This window comes from Treponema lecithinolyticum ATCC 700332 (genome assembly GCA_000468055.1).
GTDB classification, from domain to species: Bacteria; Spirochaetota; Spirochaetia; order Treponematales; family Treponemataceae; genus Treponema_C; species Treponema_C lecithinolyticum.
In genome coordinates this window covers 388,117-403,611 of the sequence record KI260561.1, presented here as the reverse complement: position 1 = coordinate 403,611, position 15,495 = coordinate 388,117, and the positions used below count along the sequence as shown (strand labels likewise).

General features: G+C 43.0%; 13 protein-coding genes. 4 read left to right on the top strand and 9 right to left on the bottom strand.

Annotation, left to right across the window (positions count from 1 at the left end):
• The 4 genes from HMPREF9193_RS04545 to HMPREF9193_RS04530 form a co-directional block, all read left to right on the top strand.
• Nucleotides 1-1,039: NADase-type glycan-binding domain-containing protein (locus tag HMPREF9193_RS04545; protein WP_021686900.1), on the top strand; the 1,039-nt coding region annotated here is incomplete at its 5' end.
• A gap of 28 nt (nt 1,040-1,067) precedes the next feature.
• Nucleotides 1,068-1,805 carry an eCIS core domain-containing protein gene (locus HMPREF9193_RS04540; protein ID WP_021686899.1) on the top strand — a complete coding sequence of 246 codons (738 nt, stop codon included), beginning with the start codon at nt 1,068-1,070 and terminating at the stop codon, nt 1,803-1,805.
• A gap of 174 nt (nt 1,806-1,979) precedes the next feature.
• The gene (locus tag HMPREF9193_RS04535) at nt 1,980-3,233 is read left to right on the top strand and encodes a DUF8086 family protein (RefSeq protein ID WP_156882451.1); all 1,254 of its coding nucleotides are present in this window, start codon (nt 1,980-1,982) and stop codon (nt 3,231-3,233) included.
• A 47-nt stretch (nt 3,234-3,280) separates the two neighbouring features.
• Complete coding sequence (locus HMPREF9193_RS04530) at nt 3,281-3,994, top strand: hypothetical protein (RefSeq protein ID WP_040847492.1); 714 nt, start codon at nt 3,281-3,283, stop codon at nt 3,992-3,994.
• A gap of 51 nt (nt 3,995-4,045) precedes the next feature.
• On the opposite strand, the gene HMPREF9193_RS04525 is transcribed toward HMPREF9193_RS04530, so the two are convergent.
• The 9 genes from HMPREF9193_RS04525 to dctP all read right to left on the bottom strand — a co-directional run bounded on the left by HMPREF9193_RS04525 (nt 4,046) and on the right by dctP (nt 15,493).
• A complete protein-coding gene (locus tag HMPREF9193_RS04525; RefSeq protein ID WP_021686895.1) occupies nt 4,046-4,963 on the bottom strand; it encodes a 1-phosphofructokinase family hexose kinase in 918 nt (305 codons plus the stop codon).
• Between the two features lie 15 nt (nt 4,964-4,978).
• Nucleotides 4,979-5,815, bottom strand: coding sequence for an inositol monophosphatase family protein (locus tag HMPREF9193_RS04520; RefSeq protein ID WP_021686894.1), 837 nt, complete (start codon nt 5,813-5,815; stop codon nt 4,979-4,981).
• Nucleotides 5,816-5,819: 4 nt separating this feature from the next.
• Entirely contained in the window at nt 5,820-7,568 is a 1,749-nt protein-coding gene (gene thrS / locus HMPREF9193_RS04515; RefSeq protein ID WP_021686893.1) for a threonine--tRNA ligase, read from the bottom strand.
• Nucleotides 7,569-7,579: 11 nt separating this feature from the next.
• The gene (locus HMPREF9193_RS04510) at nt 7,580-9,481 is read right to left on the bottom strand and encodes a methyl-accepting chemotaxis protein (protein WP_021686892.1); all 1,902 of its coding nucleotides are present in this window, start codon (nt 9,479-9,481) and stop codon (nt 7,580-7,582) included.
• Between the two features lie 136 nt (nt 9,482-9,617).
• Complete coding sequence (locus tag HMPREF9193_RS04505) at nt 9,618-10,517, bottom strand: RsmB/NOP family class I SAM-dependent RNA methyltransferase (protein ID WP_021686891.1); 900 nt, start codon at nt 10,515-10,517, stop codon at nt 9,618-9,620.
• Nucleotides 10,510-11,250: an RluA family pseudouridine synthase gene (locus HMPREF9193_RS04500; protein ID WP_051305993.1), complete on the bottom strand. Its 741-nt coding sequence runs from the start codon at nt 11,248-11,250 to the stop codon at nt 10,510-10,512. The genes HMPREF9193_RS04505 and HMPREF9193_RS04500 overlap by 8 nt, the downstream gene beginning before the upstream one ends.
• Before the next feature lie 13 nt (nt 11,251-11,263).
• A complete protein-coding gene (locus HMPREF9193_RS04495) occupies nt 11,264-12,598 on the bottom strand; it encodes a glycoside hydrolase family 3 N-terminal domain-containing protein (protein WP_021686889.1) in 1,335 nt (444 codons plus the stop codon).
• Nucleotides 12,574-14,424, bottom strand: coding sequence for a TRAP transporter large permease subunit (locus HMPREF9193_RS04490; protein WP_021686888.1), 1,851 nt, complete (start codon nt 14,422-14,424; stop codon nt 12,574-12,576). The genes HMPREF9193_RS04495 and HMPREF9193_RS04490 overlap by 25 nt, the downstream gene beginning before the upstream one ends.
• Nucleotides 14,414-15,493 (bottom strand): TRAP transporter substrate-binding protein DctP, encoded by a 1,080-nt coding sequence (gene dctP / locus HMPREF9193_RS04485; RefSeq protein ID WP_021686887.1) that lies wholly within the window; start codon nt 15,491-15,493, stop codon nt 14,414-14,416. Before dctP ends, HMPREF9193_RS04490 begins: the two co-directional genes overlap by 11 nt.
• Nucleotides 15,494-15,495 lie beyond the last annotated feature (2 nt).

Sequence of the window (15,495 nt, the reverse complement as noted above, 5' to 3'; positions counted from 1 at the left end):
ATATGAGAAAGAACCGATAAGTATTTCAAATATTTATTTTAAGTTTAATGAAAACAATTATTTAACTGATTATAGTGAAATTATTAAATCAAATAATAATAGCGACATCCTTTTTGATTATAGAATCAAAGAACAAAATGAGAATTATATAATTAATATAACATCTAAGAATAATTATATAAATTCAGAACCAAATATGAATAGGACTTATTATTTAATTAAACAAGCTGATCGTTGGGTTCTACAATATCAAAATGAAGATCTTGGTGAAATAATCTATTCTATCCAAGAAAATAAGTGTTATTTTTTTAAGTATAAAACAAAAGAAAAAGAAGAATTCTATTCTTATGTAAATAATATTTTTACAATTAACTTAGGTATTTCGCATAAATATAAGTTAATGAATAATACTTTCTATGAATTGAATTCTGATAATGAATACAAAATCTTATATAATTATGAAACTGAAACATATGATATTTTTGAATCGGATGAAGGGTTAAAATCAGAGTGCCATTTTTCCAGAAACTATTATTGTACAGATTTTAACCAAATATGCTTAATGTGGATAATGCGCTATGATTTTGAAGGTTTTTTGCTTCCATATCTCTTCTGTAAATTAGATCGAGCATACCACTCAACAAGTTATCTAACCGAAGGCAGTACAACTTACGAACCGGAACACCTACAGCAGAAGGACGGACTTCCATGGGCAAGCGGTAATGGTTTTGGAATAGGAGATGTAATCTCAATAAAAGAGTTTGAGCATAAAAATCCGACAACCCTAAAAATAATGAACGGTTATCAGAATCCAAACCATCCCGATTATTATGAAAAAAATAGTCGTGTAAAGAAAATAAAAGTAACAAATACTGATACTAAAAAATCAAAAAAACTGACGGTACAAGATATAAAAACCGAACAAACCTTTGATATCAGTGCTTTGGGAAACGGACGTACATTTGAAGTCGAAATACTTGACGTATATGGCGGCAGTAAATATAAGGATTTATGCATACAGTACCTGGTATTTGAGTAATATCTGTGTAAAACAGGAGCGTATATCAATGGCAAAACCACACAATACATACCCAAGCGGCAAGCAGCATAGCAACATCATACGTACCGTATTTATTCTTGCTATCGATCAAATACGGCAAAACCCGCATGTATTGAATGTCATCCATACGAGGCAAAGCATACATCATAAAGCAGAGCCTAATTCAAATGTGGAATATACCGTTCCCACTGCGATGTATGCAAGGCTTTTTTCAAATGATAGGACATTCCCGCTCGAAACGGTACAAATAAAAACGCAAGAGCTTAAACGAGAAGAAGATATAGGAGAAGCTATCATCCATGTAGGACCGTATGCCGACGAATATGCCCGCTCGGTGTATACGCTTGCATTTACAATTGCCAATCACATATACTTTAGAAACGGAGCATACAAACCGGAAACCGAAGAAGGACGTGCTTTGTTGGCACACGAGCTGACCCATGTAGCACAATACAAAAACAAACCTTTAGCCGATAACAGAACAAAAGACGAACTTGAAACAGACGCGGAACTGGCCGAGCAAACGGAAATCTATGACAGCGATCCTTTGGTAACAATACGGACAACACGGAACACATATCACATACGCAAGAGTAAACAAAAAAAGTTACGTGAGATTGCAGATAGAGAACTTGAAGAATGGATACAAATGCAAAAGTATATACTGACTGAACAAAAATATTTGGAATTATTGTGTAACTATGATAAGTATCTAAAAGAACGTGAATGGCAGCAAATGATGTAATCGCCGCCTATAAAGAATACCGCGTAGAATTTTGGTGTGGACGGTACGTCTATGGAAATGCATACGGAGAAGAGATAAGCATTTACTACCGACCTCTGTCGGATGCACTGGAAAAGCCGCACCGTGTACGCCGCGCTACTTGAATTTACCGGCACGGCAGAGTACACTATAAAAATGAAAAAAGCGCTTTTTGTATGCTGTATATGGATTTACCTCTTCCTTTCGTGCTCAAACAAAAACGGCAAAGATATGTTCGGAGAATACACACGCATCCGCAATGCCGTTAACAATGAACATTCCGCCACACACCGCTGGTTTTATTTTACCGAAGAAGGCTTTAAAGAAAGCACTGTGCCGCGCACGGCTCCTAAAGTCCAAAAAAAACCGTGGACACAAGCACGACGTATAACATCTGCAGCCCTTATCGACGGTACCGGATATTTTACGGTAAACAAATTGGGAATACTGGTATGCCCCAGTGCAAGCGGCAGTCAAAGCGAGGGCATAGCTTCTCAAACAAAATTAATAAAAAACATACCGCTTTTTTCGCAAGCGGCAGCAGGCTCTCTTTTTTGCATAGAACAAACGCCCGTACTTAATTTATATACAAACGATTTTTTTAACACATACAACGCTAAAACTCACGCGGCAAACGGCAAAGAAAACGGTCAAACGCCGTTTTTAATACAGTATGTGCCCGAAAACCGCAATTTTATACCACTGCTTTCAGCAAACGATTTTGATTGGCAAAAAAAAGCCGAACTGCGCGAACTTTTTTTTAACGGTACGTATTGGTATGCGCTTTTAAAAGAAACGCAAGACAAACGGACGGATTTTTATGCGTACCGCTTCAGTACGGTAGAACCGGTAACGGCGTTCGCTTCTGTGCGTATTAGCGCCGAAACGGGAACGTCCGGCTTTAAGCCGCACATTATCAGCGAAAGCATCGACGTAGATACTTTGCGCACGGCGGCAAAACCGCGCAGTGTAAACGAAATGAGCGATAGTTTGCAAGAACTTTTGTCGCCCATTTCTGAAAATGTTCCGTGGTACCTTGATTATATTTGCGAAAACGCACAAACGGTACGGCATTTTGTACGGCGTGAAAACGAAGCAAAAGCGCGCCAAGCATACGCAAACTCATCGGCAAACTGTACTGTTGTTGTTTTTGAAGACGGAACCGTATGTTTTGCCGGCACGCTTCCGATGAAACATGTTGTTAATGAAGGTAAACCCGTTGTATTTAAACTGCCCCGTCTTCCTAAAAGCTATAGTTACGGAGCCTCTTTTATTGCAGGCTCGAATTTATTTACCGCATGGGAAGAAACCGCTTTTTTTGAAACCGGAAAAAGCGGTTTTTTAGCGGTTGATTTGGAACAAGTGCTGTACCGGCGCAATACGGAATTTAACGCACGGGGACGGTTTTAACGGTTTTAATGATTTTACCGCTTTTCAAAGGTAGTATAAGATCGACTATGAAAATAAAAAATAAAAAGCTTTTTGCATGTATTTTTTGTATGGGTGCCGCATTGTTTTGCGTGTATGCACAAAACCCGGTCGTAAGCGCACCTGATGCAGCCGATTCCGATACGCAAAAAACCGCCCGTATACCGGAACCGGGTAAATTGGTATTTACTTTAGGGGCAATCGGCATATTGAACAACCAACAGTCGGGCGCGCCTTCTCCCGTTCTGTTTTCAATAGGCGCGGGCGCCCAATTTCCCGTTAGGCACAATTTATCCGTTTCGCCGCACGGTCACTACTTCGGCACGTATTATCTGTGGGACAGTGCAAAAAACCAAGCATTACCCGCTGAAGTGGAACAGCGAACGGCGTACGTTCCGGCAATACTATTCGACCTTCCGCTTACCTTTGATTATACCGTACGCCGCTCGACACTGCATGCAGGCGGCGGACTGTCTTTTTTAATACGCTTTGCCGCCCGCGCCGCGTCCGTTCCGTCCGGTGAAGACTCCGACACTTTAGCTATAAACCGCTGGTTTTGGGAAAAGGCGCGCTTTTTATATCCGTCTTTGCAGTTTTCATGGGATTACGCATTTGCAAACGGTTTGTCGCTCGGCTTAGGTTTAAAAGCATATTTTTCCGCAGGCGCTCTTATAGACAAAGCCGGCATTGACCGCAGTATGCTCGTTTTAAGCATGCGTATCATTCCCCCGCATTTTAAGTAAGTGTAAGTAAATGCAGGCTTAAACTCACAGAGTGTGCCGCCGTACGCCGTGTTAGGCTATGCCGTGCCGAAGCGATTGAGCTTTTTTAAGCGCACATTCCATGCCGAATGCGACAGCTTGTACCAGATTTTTTCCGTTTAAAATTGAATACACCAAACCGGCAGTTAAAGTATCGCCGCAGCCGATTGTGTTTACAACCGGAACGTCAACATTGGGAACTGTGTGTAAAACGCCGGTATCAAACACCCACGAATCAAAGCGCCCCCTGCTGATTACCAGTTTACTGCCGTGTTCGGCATATATTTTTTTTGCCAATTTTTCTACTTCGGGAAAAAGAGATTCCGAATCTTCGTTTTCCAACACGGTTTTTTCCGGCATATAAGTTGCAGTCAATTCTGAAAGGTTCGGCTTAACGATATCGGGTGAAAAAGCAAGCGAGTTTAAAAGATCTTTTCCTTTTACGTCCATAACGACTATTTTACCCGCTTTTTTTGCTGCTTGCACCATCTTCGGATACAAATCTTCGTCATAGCCTTTAGGCTTGGTACCTGAAAAAACAACCGCATCAAAAAGCGGCATGTGCCGTTCAAAAAGTTCAAATGCTTTTTTATTAGCTTCTTTTTCTACAGCAAGCGGTTCTTGCACCAACTCGGTACTGGTTGATTTTTTTTTGTTAATAATTGTTGTGCATGTTCTAATCGGACTTGCCGTACTTTCAAAAAAAACAAGCGGCAGATTTTCTTTTGAACACAACGCTAAAAATTCCTGAGAACGCTGCACGCCCAAATGAGTAAAAACCGAAGAAGCCATACCCAATTGATTGAGCACACGTACAACGTTAACCCCTTTTCCCGACGGCATTACAAAATAGTCGGCAGTTCTGTTCACTTCGTTTTCGATTACATTGTCAAAAACAATTGTTTCCTGAAACGTCGGATTTAAACAAACAACCAATACTTTTTTTTCCATAATGCCGCTTCCTTTTTAGCATGTTAACTTTGCAATCAAAGTTTTTATTCCGTTATCCGTACCGACAATCAAAGGTTTTGCAAATTTCCGGCGTTCCAAAAGCAATTCGTCGTTATACACAAAATCCGTTCCGTCAATATAGCGGCAATTTAAACCGGCTTTTTTTACCAAATTATAAGAAGCGGCAACATCCCACACATAACACGTAGGATTAAGACATGCATCCACACCGGAAAAAACAAGGGGTGCAATCATATGCAAAAGCGAACTGCCGAACGCTTTGAATTTAAGCGAAAAAGAGGACAGATCCGTGCGCGCAACAAGCGCTTTTGTATCGATTTGTTTGATAATATCTGAACCGCTAGTAATTTGTGTAACCGTATCTTTGTTTTTTAAAACTTCGGTATCAAGTACCAGTTTTTCGCCGTTTACATACACGCAATCGTCTTCGGGCGATGAGTATACAAAAAGCTCTTGGGAACAGCGAGTAAAACTCGGCGCATACAAAATACCTCCGGCATTTTGCCGCTCCCGGTCGATAATGCCTATGCCGATACACCACAACGGCATTCCCTGACTGAAAGAATCCGTTCCGTCGATCGGATCAAAAATAAACGTATAAGGAGCGTCCGGATTAAAAGGTAAATCTTTTATTTCTTCGTTTACAATATTACAGCCGGAAAAAGCTTCGCCGATTGTCCGTATAAGGCGCTTTGCTATTTCAATATCGATATCGGTAACGATTGAACCGTCGCTTTTAAATTGACAGTTTCTGTATGCTTGCTTTTCTTTGGCAAAAGCGCCGCATTCTTTTACCGCATTTTTTAAAGACTCAAAAGATGTTTTGTTCATTGTACTATATTCCTGCAAAGCGCGTCGATTCTTTTTCGTTCACGTAACCGATAAACTCATCGACTTTCATCACTTGCTGGGCGCGCGCGTCGCGGAAACGCACGGCAACGGAACCGCTGCTTTCTTCTTTTTCGCCGACGACCAGCATATACGGAATTTTTTTAAGCTGTGCGGTTTTTATTTTGCCGTTTATACGGTCTGTGCTTACATCGAGCGAACAGCGGATTCCGGCGGTTTTAAGTTTTTCATACACGCTACGCGCATAGTTTTCCGCTTGCAAAGAAACGGGAAGCACAACGGCTTGCCGGTAATGAAGCCATGCGGGTAAAGCTCCGGCATAGTTTTCAATAAGAATTCCCAAAAAGCGTTCAAGAGAGCCTAAAACGGCGCGGTGTAGCATTACCGGATGATGCTTTGCATTGTCTTCACCGACGTATTCTGCATTTAAGCGCTCAGTTGAGGGTAATTGGTAGTCCACTTGTATGGTTCCGCACTGCCATTCGCGCCCCAAAGCATCTACCAGAGTAAACTCAAGCTTTGGTCCGTAAAAAGCACCTTCTCCGGGCTGCAGTTCGTACGACAAACCTGCAGCAACGGTCGCTTCTTTTAAGGCGTTTTCAGCTCTATCCCACGTAGCGTCATCACCTATACGGCGCTCCGGACGCGTAGAAAATTTAACTAAGATTTTATCTTCGGTAAAACCGAAGTCGCGGTACATGTTTTTAAGCAGCCGGCAAAAACGGGCAACTTCATCGGCAATTTGTGCTTCGGTACAAAAGATGTGTGCGTCATCCTGCACAAAGCCTCTAACACGCATAATGCCGTGCAGGGCACCGGAAGCTTCGTTTCTTGTACAGGAGCCGAATTCCGCCATGCGCAAAGGTAAATCTTTATACGAGCGGATACGCTGTTTAAAAATTTCCACATGCCCGGGACAATTCATCGGCTTAAGAGCAAATAAGCGTTTTTCGCTTTCGGTAATAAACATGTTTTCCTGATACTTTGCCCAGTGTCCGGAACGTTCCCACAAAGAGCGCGGCATTACAAAAGGAGTTTTTACTTCCACATAGCCGTCTTCTTTAATTTTTTCGCGCACGTAATCTTCGATTATGCGGTACATAGTCCAGCCGTTCGGATGCCAAAAAATTTGACCGGGGTTATCTTCATCTATATGAAATAAATCGAGCTGTTTGCCTATTTTGCGGTGGTCGCGCTTTTCGGCTTCTTCAAGCATCGTTAAATATTCTTTTAGATCATTCGGTTTTTCAAAGGCTGCCGCATAAATGCGGGTAAGCATAGGGCGTTTTACATCGCCTCTCCAATAAGCTCCGGCCGTTTTAGTTAATTTAAAAGCTTGCGCGTTTATTTCTTTTGTATTTGCAACGTGCGGACCGCGGCACAAATCGGTAAAGTCGCCGTTTGTGTAAATCGAAATCTCTTCGTTTTCCGGCAAATCGTTAATCAATTCGATTTTGTAATCCTGACCGGCAAACAAATCGAGCGCTTCTTTTTTGCTCAGTGTTTTTTTTACAAAATCGTTGTTTACCGATAAAATCCGGCGCATTTCTTTTTCTATTTCTGCCAAATCGCCGTCTTTTATAGGTCGGCTCAATTCAAAATCGTAATAAAAGCCCGTATCGATTGCAGGCCCTATGGCAAGCTTTGAACCGGGGAATAAATGCAGCACGGCAGAAGCCATAACATGAGCCGTGCTGTGTCTGATAGTTGCCAGTTTATCGTTTTCTTTTTGCATATCCAGCCCTTTTACACTTTGAATTTTTCCACTTCATTTGCAAGATTTTCGATGCTTTGTTTGTTTTGTCTGGTTATTTCGTTTATTTTTTGCATAGCGCCGTTTATCTGTACGGCGGCTAAAGCCATTTCGTTCATACTGTCGCTTATTTTGGAAGTGAGCGCATCCAATTCATTCATTTCCTGCGCAACACCGTCGCCGCCTTTAAGCATTTCAGCCGATCCGTCGCGCACGGTAACCGTTATTTCGTTTATATTTCTAATTGCCGTAAGCACTTCGCGGCTGCCGTGTTCCTGCTCTTGCATAGCCGCAACGATTAAATCTTCCTGCTGTAAAATGTTGTTCATAAGATCGTATACTTCGCCGAACGTTTTTTCCGCCCCGTCTCCGGCAACCGTCAGTTCTTCTATAATTTGCAGCGATTCTTTTATAACGTTTCCGATTTGTTGTCCTTGCATATTTGACTCTTCGGCAAGTTTGCGGATTTCATCGGCAACAACGGCAAATCCTTTGCCCGCCTCTCCTGCGTGAGCAGCTTCTATGGCGGCATTCATAGCAAGCAAATTTGTTTGGCTTGCTATGTTTTGAATAACTTGACTTGCTTCAAAAAGAGAATCGGAACGCTCGGCTATTTGCCGTACCACTTCGTTTGCCGTGTGAGCGCCCTCTTTTCCCATAACCGTTCTTTCGTGCACGGTTTGAATTAAGGTATTGTTTTTTTCCAGTGTTTTGGTAATCGATGCTATATTGGCAATCATTTGCTCTACCGCCGCAGAAGATTCGGCAACGCTTGCCGCTTGCGTTTCGATACTTGCGTCCAATTGCTTAAGCTTTAAAATAATTTGTTCGATAGTTGCGGCGGTTTCGGTTACACCGGCAGCTTGCGTTAACATTTGCTGTTTAACGTTTTCGATGTTTCCGCTTATTTGGTTTATCGTAGCTGCCGTTTCGTCAACATTGTGGGCAAGGCTGTCGCCGACTTGTTCCATCGCCAGTGCGTTTTCGTCAACCGAACTAAGCGAAGAAGAAATCTTTGCAATGGTTTGATTAAAATAGCGCGCAATATCGCTGATTTCGTCTTTTCCTTTAACGGGCAGCGACACGCGTAAATCACCGTCGCCTTCGGCAATGTTTTGCAAAGCGTGTGCGGTTTTTTCCAAAGGTTTACTGATATGGCTTATCAATATAACGGCAGTTCCGAGCAGCATAACAAGACACATGCTGAAAACCAATAAAGAAATTACCGTTATAAAGCGGGTTTGTTTTTGAAATTGAACGTACAGCGTTTTAATATCGTCGTTTATACTGTCGATATAACAGCCCGTACCTATCCACATATCGGTTCCCGGAATGCGCATGGCGGTTCCCAATTTGGGAAACACCGTTCCTTGCGGCTGGTCGGGTTTTGACCAATAAAATTCCAAAAACATCGTATTTTTTTCAGCTACTGCATCCAATTCGCGGATAATGTATTGCGTTTTTTGCGGATTTTGCAAATCCCACAAACTCGTGTTTTCAAGACTTTTATTTGCCCCGTGTATGCGGCACAACCCTGTTCCGTTTTGGTATGCGTAATAATAGCCGTCGGTTCCGAAACGCATTTGACGCACTTGTGCGGCTGCTGTACTCAGTTTTTCCTGTGCGCTAAGATCATCTCGTGCGTAGATATTTTGCACAACGGATACTGCAAGTTCGGTAGCTGTTTGCATTTCCAGTTTGAATTTATCGTACAGCAGTTTTGTTTCGGTTTTTTCAAAAAAACCGTTGTAATAATTCTCTAATATTTTTAAAATTACCGCGATGGCAAAAAACATAACGACGGCAACACAAAACAGCGGTACAAAAATTTTAAAAGCAATTCGGTTAAAAATGGGTTTTCCGTTTTTAGCTTGTTTTACAGCGGTATTTTTCATCTTCAAAGACCTCTTACACAAAGCTGTTATGCGGATTATATACCGAAATTCAAAAAAATGACAAGTATATATATTGACATTATCGGTATTTTTGAAATATTCGGAGCTAACCATATCCGCGAGTGCACAACCGCTTTTATTCGCTCTCGCCTTTTTGCACAAGCGAAAAATACAAAGGTCCCGCCCCGCTTTGTGTGTCGGGTAATACGTGAAACCCGCACTCAGTTTTTTCGCAGCCGCAAAGCTTTAATCCCTCAAAACAACATTCGTCCGGATTAAGCGGAACAAGACGGGCTTCGGTGTTTTTTTTCAAAAGTTTTTTTACCGTACCGTCGTTTTCCTGTTCCGACAGTGCGCACGTAGCGTATAAAATAAAGCCCTTAGGTTTTAAAAGACGGAAAGCCGATGAAAGCAGTGCCCACTGTTTGTGTGTAAGATTTTTTATCCGCGCGGGAGACCATTTTTTAAGATAGGTATCGTCTTGCAGTACGTGGCGCTCGGAAGAACAGGGGGCGTCGAGCAAAATACGTTCGAATTTTTCCGTTTCGTACCGGCACCAGCGCGCGCCGTCGTATGAAGTTACTTTAATGACCGAGCGCAATGCGCTGTCGGCATAGGTGTCCAGCACGGAAACAAGGCGGTTGCGCCGTGAAGCGGACGGTTCGTTGCACACAAAAAGCGGAAGCTTTGCGTCCTTTGGGCTTTGCCGAACATATTCGGCTATACGGCGCAAAAGCACAAGGCTTTTTCCGCCGGGGGCGGCGCACATATCCAAAACGCTTTCGGCGTTTTCCAAAGGAAGCATACAGGCAGCAAGCACGCTGCCGCAATCCAAAAAATACGGCTGATCCGAAGTGCTTGAAGCAGCGGACAGTGCAATATAACGCGGCGTCTGTAAAAGAGAAGAGCGCAAAGATTGCCAGCGTTCTTTATACAGGTTTTCGTAATAAAAATCAAAGCCTGCTTGACCTTGAACGGTGCAAAGCAGCTTTTCTTTTTTTTGTGCGTGTGCTTTACCCGTTTTTGCTTTACTCATCAAAATACTTCCCGCACACATCCCAAAGCGCATCCGTTTGCAAAAGCGGCGCATGTGCACATACACGATCACCGGTCAACGGATGAGGAAATTCCAAAGACGCTGCATGCAATCGAATACCGCCGAGCGTATCGTTTCTGCGAGCACCGTATTTTACGTCTCCTTTGATATGCACACCGATGTGTGCAAGCTGGGCTCTTATTTGATGCGTTCTTCCGGTAAGCAAACGGATTTCGGCAAAACTGTAGCGTTCGCCGCTGCCGCGGATACGCCACAAAAGGCTTGCTTTTTTTGTTTTGCGTCGGACTTCGTCGTATATAAAAGCCTTTTGCTTGGACGAATCAAACCGTATGTAGTGCTCCAAAAGACTAAAATCTTTTGTACTCTCAAGCACTCCTTCTACAATCGCCCAGTATGTTTTTGTAACGCAAGCTTTACCCGGCTCCTTATGTGCATGCATAAAACTGTTTTGCAGCACGCACATAAGGTTTCGGTTAAAAACTAAAAGGACGGCACCGGAAACGGGGCGGTCAAGGCGGTTAAAACAATGAATGTATGAGGGGGGTTTAACGGATAAAGCAAAAGAACTGTTTTTAAAACAGTGTTTAAAAGCGTATACGATGCTGTCTTTTTCCTGTACCGTATCTTCGCAAATTTCGCCGGCACTTTTATTAAATACCGCAAGACTTTCATCCATATATAATATGCGCGCCCCTTCTCCGTTCGTCACCATACTCACCATACTTTTAAAATCCCGCTTTGCGCGCTTCGGTTTTGGCATCTAAAAAACGTTCCAATTGCTTTTGAGGATTATACAATTTTTCCAGCGGAGCGCTTATCAGCTGTGCCGTGCCGTCGTCCGAAACGGCAAGTTCCATTAACCCCATACACAATTTTGCCTTCAGCACCGTTTTAAGCGCGCGCTCTACCGTTTCGGCAAAAGCAAAGTCGTCTTCCATACATGCGGCAAGTTTGGGTATAAAGGTCCAATACACCGGGCGCGACAGCATAAGTAAATGGACTCCTGCACGCAAAGCCGCTTGCGATGCAGCGACGGGAGAAAAACCGGCTTTATCCAAAGCGCCCATATACAAATCATCGGAAAGTACTAAACCGCCGAAATGCAATTCGTTTTGCAAAATGCCGCTTACCGTTTTGTACGAAAGGCACGACGGGTTTTCCGTATCGAACGCCGGAACAACCGTATGGCTCATAAGAACGCCCGCGCGCGAAAAAGCAAAATCGGAAAGTTCTACAATGTTCAGCATACGCTCAAAAGGCTGCACGTACAATTCGTTCACTTGCTCTTGTGTGCCGGATAAAATCGGAAGACCTGAATGCGGATCGTCGTTTGTGTTTCCCGGAAAATGTTTTAAAACACAAAATACGCCGTGCGCTGCACAAGAGCGGATAAAAGCGCCGCCGTACAGCAACACTTTTTCCGTATCGCCGAACGAACGGCTTGCCAAAAAACCGCCGTTATGACTCCCTGACGTTTCAACAACGGGAGCAAGATTTACGTGAATACCCAAAGAAGCAATTTGTTCTGCGGCATACGCATACAGTTTTTCCGCTGCGTCGGGTGAAAACTTGCGGGCAACAAAAGCCGGCGAAGGTAAAGCGCTTGCAATACCGCTTAAACGGTTGACCACACCGCCTTCTTGGTCAACGGCAAACAGCGGCGGTACACAGCCTTGCGCATTTTGCTCACTCTGCCGTGCATAAAATGACTGCACGTTTCCGGTTAACGCAATAATTTGTTCCGGCTGTCCGGTAAAATTGCGGCTGAATAAAATATACCCGCAAGGAGGAATTTTTTTTGCCGTTGCCGACAAATGCGCTTCGGTTCCGTCTACCGAAACTAAAAAAAGCTGACTTATTTTTTGCTCCGCGCTCATACCGTTTATAAAATTTTCAAGCGCGTTTTCAACTTGATTTTTTTTCAGCTCACCCGGTGTAAGCGGGGCAACATACGTTTTTGTATCGTTTTTACAACCGGCACAAAGCACAAGATTGGCGCACAACGCGCACACGAGCACTAAAAAAGCGCACGGAGCTACAGCAAAGCGACGGTAAACCATGGAATATACGTTATCAGCATAAGAGCTATAAACTGCACCAGCAAAAAGGGTAAAATCCCTTTTATAACTTTAATAACCGGTGTATCGAACGCGTAAGAAGCTATAAATAAATCCATGCCGACCGGCGGAGTTAAAAAGCCTAATTGCATATTCATTAAAAAAATAACACCGGTGTGCACCGGATGAATGCCGAAAGATTCTGCAATGGGTATAATAAGCGGCGAAACGATTAAAATCGCCGAATACAAATCCATAAGGCAGCCGACAATGAGCAGTACACAGTTTAAAAGCAATAAAAAAAGATATTTTGAATGAACAAAGGTAAGCACAAAATCGGAAAGCACTGCCGGAACATTGGCATCCAAAAGGTAATACGAAAGACCGCGCGCCGCGCCGAAAATCGCCAATACACCGCCGGTAACGGGCAATGCTTCTACAATAATATCCAGCGCTTGTTTAAAAGAATAGTCTTTGCGTACCCACACCCCGATTATAAACGTATACAAAACGGCAAAAGAAGCCGCTTGAAACAACGAAAAAAATCCGCCGAAATAACCGGCTATAATAAAAACGGGCAAAAGAAGTTCAAAAGCGCTGTGTTTAACGGCGGACAAAGCGCTGCGCAGCGAAAAGGGAATTCTTTTAGTATTTTTATCAAAAAAAATACCGAGTGCTATCATAGATACGGCTAAAATAATGCCGGGAATAACCGCTCCTTTGAACAGTTCAAAAACATCTATCGAAAAATAATTGGTTGTGCCGTACATAATAACTGCCAAACTCGGCGGAAACAAAAGCCCTAAAGCCCCCGAAGAAGTAATCAGCGATTCGGCACGGGAACGCTGATAACCGGCTCCGGTTAATACAATCGTTAACAAAGAACCCAAGGCAAGAACGGTTACTCCCGACACTCCCGTAAACGTTGTAAAAAACGTAGTTACAACAACGGCAGCAACTACAGCTCCTCCGCGGAACCAGCCGAACAGTGCTTTAAACACTTCAACCAAACGGCTGCCGGCGCTTCCCTTGGATAAAATATAGCCTGCCATTGTAAAAAGCGGAATGGCTGCAATGCTTTTATCGGTTAAAATACCGTACGCTTCAAGCGAAAGCATTTCCACATAGCCGCCGCCTTGTGAAAAAGCAATGTAGGAAACTGCGCTTATAACGATAAAAAGCGGCACGCCCAAAAAAGCAAACAGTATAACTAAAATAATTAAAAACGGAAAAGCAGCGCCGGAAAAAGCCATCCAGCGTTCGGAAAGAGCGTACAAAAAGCCCAAGTTTTCCGAATGAATAATATAGTACAAAACGCCGCTCAAAGGACCTGCAGATATACACAGCCCCAACACTATTCCCAATACGGAAAACAGCCGGTTTTCTTTTTTTAAAAGCGCATGGACGAGCATTGCGATATAAGAAAAAGGCAGTACTATAAATACAAAGTACAGCGGTATTCCCCATACCCTATCTCCGGTAACAAAGCCCGAAAAAAATTCGGATAGCGAAGAAAAAAACAAAGCGGTAAGAACGGCGGGAATAAAGCATGCTTTTAAGATATGTACGACTTTTTTTACCGCAAGCGGAGCAAATTCATCGACTGCCGCAATGCAAATGTGTTTATCTTTACGCCACGTTATTATACCGGTAAAACAGGCAAACAAAAACACCGCATGCACCATAACGATGTCTATATTTTGCAAAGGAATATGCAGCAAGTTTTCCGATATCAATTGTGCAAACGGCAGTGTACACAAAATCAACACTAAAAATACGGAAACGGCATTTTCGGCTTTTGCACAAAAAGTTTCCGTTTTATCTGCCATGTTTTTTCCTGTAGTCTTGCAAAAGGGAGCTTATTTTTCGGTAAAAAGGTCCGTCTATAACAGAGCCGGAAATGTTTGCCATTTTTTCCGCGTCAACCGTAAAAGACTGTTCCCACTGCATTCTTTCCGCATCGGTCAATTTTACCAAAGTAGAACCTTCAGCTTCCATTTTTGAAAGATAATCGCGATCGGCTTCCTGCTGTACAGAAATAAATTTTGCTTCGGCTTTGCGCACCGCTTCTTTAAGCGCAGGGCGGTATTGTGAAGGAATGGTTTGCCACGTAGAACTGGAAATAAGAAAAGCCGACATAATCGGGTTAAGCGATACATCGATTGCATAAGGCAAGCCGGTGTGATACGCCGTTGCATAAGCATACATGGGAATGCAGTAAGCAACTTTTATACCGTTTGCGCTTTTTATACTTTGCAGCATTTTTTCGCCGGGAACGTCTTCCATAGTAAAACCGGCAGATTTAAAAGCTGCCATCATCCCCGGAGAAGATATGCCGGAAAAACCCATTTTATTTTTTTTCAGTTCAGATGGAGTGCGCACCTCAGTTTTGGTAAAAAAATTTGCCCAACCTACATTAAACCAGCCTAAAAGTTCAAAGCCCGCATCGTTAATCGCTTTTTCTATTTCCGGATTAAGCGCGTCAAGCACATAAGACAATTCTTCTTGATCTCTAAAAAGAAATGGAACGGTTAGCGTAAGCGCTTGAGATGTGGGAGCCAATTCATAGATACCTATATTGGTAAAGATAGCGCCGTCTATAGGGCTTTTTTGACCGGGGCGGATTGCTTTCATTTTTTTTATAACGCCGCCTTCTCCGCCTAAAGAACCGACGTTGTAAAATTTTAACTCAACGCTTCCGTTTGTAATGCGCGCCCACTCTTCGGCAAGCACTTTTTGCTCCATATCCCACGGAGAACGAACGGGCGCAACTGAAGCTATTTTTACCGTAATCGGCTGAGCTTGTTGTGCATTTAAAAACAACGGAAAAAGAAACAACAGCACAAGAAGTAAAAGCGGCATGCGCAGCAAAGCGGTACTGAAAGATTTTGATTTCATAC

Excerpts from the sequence above, each read along its gene's own strand:
- HMPREF9193_RS04540 (WP_021686899.1), top strand. The coding sequence starts at position 1,068 with ATGGCAAAACCACACAATACATACCCAAGCGGCAAGCAGCATAGCAAC.
- HMPREF9193_RS04535 (WP_156882451.1), top strand. The coding sequence starts at position 1,980 with ATGAAAAAAGCGCTTTTTGTATGCTGTATATGGATTTACCTCTTCCTT.
- HMPREF9193_RS04530 (WP_040847492.1), top strand. The coding sequence starts at position 3,281 with ATGAAAATAAAAAATAAAAAGCTTTTTGCATGTATTTTTTGTATGGGT.
- HMPREF9193_RS04525 (WP_021686895.1), bottom strand. The coding sequence starts at position 4,963 with ATGGAAAAAAAAGTATTGGTTGTTTGTTTAAATCCGACGTTTCAGGAA.
- HMPREF9193_RS04520 (WP_021686894.1), bottom strand. The coding sequence starts at position 5,815 with ATGAACAAAACATCTTTTGAGTCTTTAAAAAATGCGGTAAAAGAATGC.
- thrS (WP_021686893.1), bottom strand. The coding sequence starts at position 7,568 with ATGCAAAAAGAAAACGATAAACTGGCAACTATCAGACACAGCACGGCT.
- HMPREF9193_RS04510 (WP_021686892.1), bottom strand. The coding sequence starts at position 9,481 with ATGAAAAATACCGCTGTAAAACAAGCTAAAAACGGAAAACCCATTTTT.
- HMPREF9193_RS04505 (WP_021686891.1), bottom strand. The coding sequence starts at position 10,517 with ATGAGTAAAGCAAAAACGGGTAAAGCACACGCACAAAAAAAAGAAAAG.
- HMPREF9193_RS04500 (WP_051305993.1), bottom strand. The coding sequence starts at position 11,250 with ATGGTGACGAACGGAGAAGGGGCGCGCATATTATATATGGATGAAAGT.
- HMPREF9193_RS04495 (WP_021686889.1), bottom strand. The coding sequence starts at position 12,598 with ATGGTTTACCGTCGCTTTGCTGTAGCTCCGTGCGCTTTTTTAGTGCTC.
- HMPREF9193_RS04490 (WP_021686888.1), bottom strand. The coding sequence starts at position 14,424 with ATGGCAGATAAAACGGAAACTTTTTGTGCAAAAGCCGAAAATGCCGTT.
- dctP (WP_021686887.1), bottom strand. The coding sequence starts at position 15,493 with ATGAAATCAAAATCTTTCAGTACCGCTTTGCTGCGCATGCCGCTTTTA.